Annotated in this window: 2 protein-coding genes; both read left to right on the top strand. The window is 66.6% G+C overall.

Features of this window, described 5'->3' with window-relative positions; translation table 11 throughout:
* The first annotated feature begins 16 nt into the window (after nt 1-16).
* Nucleotides 17-1,471 (top strand): LCP family protein, encoded by a 1,455-nt coding sequence (locus WAN02_RS00160; RefSeq protein ID WP_422261660.1) that lies wholly within the window; start codon nt 17-19, stop codon nt 1,469-1,471.
* Between the two features lie 42 nt (nt 1,472-1,513).
* Nucleotides 1,514-2,188, top strand: coding sequence for a TIGR03089 family protein (locus tag WAN02_RS00165; RefSeq protein ID WP_422261662.1), 675 nt, complete (start codon nt 1,514-1,516; stop codon nt 2,186-2,188).
* Nucleotides 2,189-2,351 lie beyond the last annotated feature (163 nt).

A 2,351-nucleotide genomic window follows, 5' to 3' on the forward strand; every position in this document is an offset into this window, starting at 1 on the left:
CAAGTAATCTGATGTGATGCCTGAGCAACGAGTGACTCGTGTGATTGCGAGCGTCACGGCCGCACTGGTCGTCCTCGTGACAGGGGTGGCATGGGGCAAAGTCCGCTCCTTCGAGGACGGGATCTACCACGTCTTCGCGCCGTCGCTGGGCCACGGCGGCGACGACGGGGCGCTCGACATCCTGCTGGTCGGCATGGACAGCCGCGCCGACGCTCACGGCAACCCGCTGAGCCCGCAAGAGCTCGCGACGCTACGGGCCGGCGACGAGGTGGCGAGCAACACCGACACAATCATCCTGGTGCGCATCCCCGACAACGGAAAGTCGGCCACCGCGATCTCCATTCCACGGGACACCTACGTGTCCGCACCCGGCCTGGGCAAGACCAAAATCAACGGCGTCTACGGCCAGACCAAGGAAGAGAAGCGGGTCAGCCTGGTCGAATCGGGCATAGCGCCCGACGAGGCCGAGCGGGAAGGCACCGAGGCCGGCCGCGAGGCACTGATCAAGACGGTCGCTGACCTCACCGGCGTCACCGTCGACCACTACGCCGAGATCGGGCTGCTGGGCTTCTCGCTGATCACCGACGCCCTCGGGGGTGTCAACGTTTGCCTCAAACAGCCTGTCTTCGAACCACTTTCGGGTGCCGACTTCCCGGCCGGCCCGCAGAAGCTCAACGGCCCGCAGGCATTGAGCTTCGTTCGACAGCGCCACGAGTTGCCGCGCGGCGACCTGGACCGGGTGGTGCGTCAGCAGGTGGTGATGTCCTCGCTGGCTCACCAGGTGATCTCCGGTAGGACACTGTCCAGCCCGGCGACGATGAAGCGGCTGCAGTCGGCCATCCAGCGCTCGGTGGTGCTGTCATCCGGCTGGGACATCATGGATTTCGTGAATCAGCTGCAGAAGTTGGCCGCGGGCAAGATCGCCTTCGCCACCATTCCGGTGCTCGATGAGTCCGGCTGGAGCGACGACGGCATGCACAGCGTGGTGCGGGTCGATCAGCACCAGGTCCAGGACTGGGTCGGTGGCCTGCTGCAGGATCAGGCCAAGGGCAAGACCGAGGAACTCGCCTACGCACCGGACAAGACCAGCGCCAGCGTCCTCAACGACACCGACATCAACGGCCTCGCCGCTTCGGTGTCACAAGTGTTGACCACCAAAGGATTCAGCACGGGCAAGGTCGGCAACAACGACACCGCGCACGTATCGAGGAGCCAAGTACAAGCCGCCAGTGCGGATGACGTGGGCGCCAAAGCCATCGCCAAAGAACTGGGCGGGCTGCCCGTCATCGCCAACACGTCGGTACCGCAGGGCACGGTTCGGGTGGTGCTGGGCAATGACTACACCGGACCGGGATCGGGCCTCAGCGACGGCGGCCCCAAGCTGGCGGCCGCCTCGCACCCGGACTCCGAGGCTCCCCCGCCCTCGCCGATTCTGACTGCCGGCTCCGACCATCCGGAGTGCGTCAACTGATCTACTGACCCGGTGAACCTCAGCGCGGCGATCCTGGATCCGATGTTGCGTGCCGACCCGGTCGGCCCGCGCATCACCTACTACGACGACGCCACCGGCGAACGCATCGAGCTCTCCGCGGTCACGCTGGCCAACTGGGCGGCCAAGACCGGCAACCTGCTGCGCGAGGAGTTGGGCGGCGGCCCGGCCAGCCGGGTGGCAGTGCTGCTGCCGGCGCACTGGCAGACCGCGGCGGTGCTGTTCGGCGTGTGGTGGATCGGCGCCGACGTGCTGCTCGACGGTTCGCACGCCGACGTCGCCCTGTGCACGGCCGGGCGGCTGGACGAAGCCGACGCCACCGGTGCCAGTGAGATCGCGGTGCTCTCGCTGGATGCGTTCGGGCGTCCGGCACCAGATCTGCCAATCGGCCTCACCGATTACGCGACCGCGGTGCGGGTCCATGGCGACCAGATCGTCGCCGAGCAGCATCCCGGCCCCGCGCTGGCCGGCCGATCCGTCGAGCAGGTGCTGGATGCCTGCCAAAAAACAGCGTCAGCAAGGGCGTTGACCGCCGACGACCGAGTGCTTTCGACCGCCTCCTGGAGCACGGCCGACGACGTGATTGACGGCTTGTTGAGCGTGTTGGCGGTCGGCGGGTCGCTGGTGCACGTCGCCAACCCCGACCGGGCCGCCTTGGCGCGCCGGATGGAAACCGAGAAGGTCACCCGCAGTCTTTAGCCACTCCTGTCCCAGGCGCCACGAAGCGGCGGCAGTCGCGTTGACTCGCTAAAGATGCCCGTTTAGTCCCTTCGTTGCCTCATGTGAAAGTGCCCGCGTAGGGCATGTCGTTGCAGTCGGTTGGGGTTGGGCTGAGCTACCGCCGAATGATGGAGTTGACGTT

It is taken from the genome of Mycobacterium sp. (genome assembly GCF_049281135.1).
Lineage (GTDB): Bacteria > Actinomycetota > Actinomycetes > Mycobacteriales > Mycobacteriaceae > Mycobacterium.

Excerpts from the sequence above, each read along its gene's own strand:
- WAN02_RS00160 (WP_422261660.1), top strand. The coding sequence starts at position 17 with ATGCCTGAGCAACGAGTGACTCGTGTGATTGCGAGCGTCACGGCCGCA.
- WAN02_RS00165 (WP_422261662.1), top strand. The coding sequence starts at position 1,514 with ATGTTGCGTGCCGACCCGGTCGGCCCGCGCATCACCTACTACGACGAC.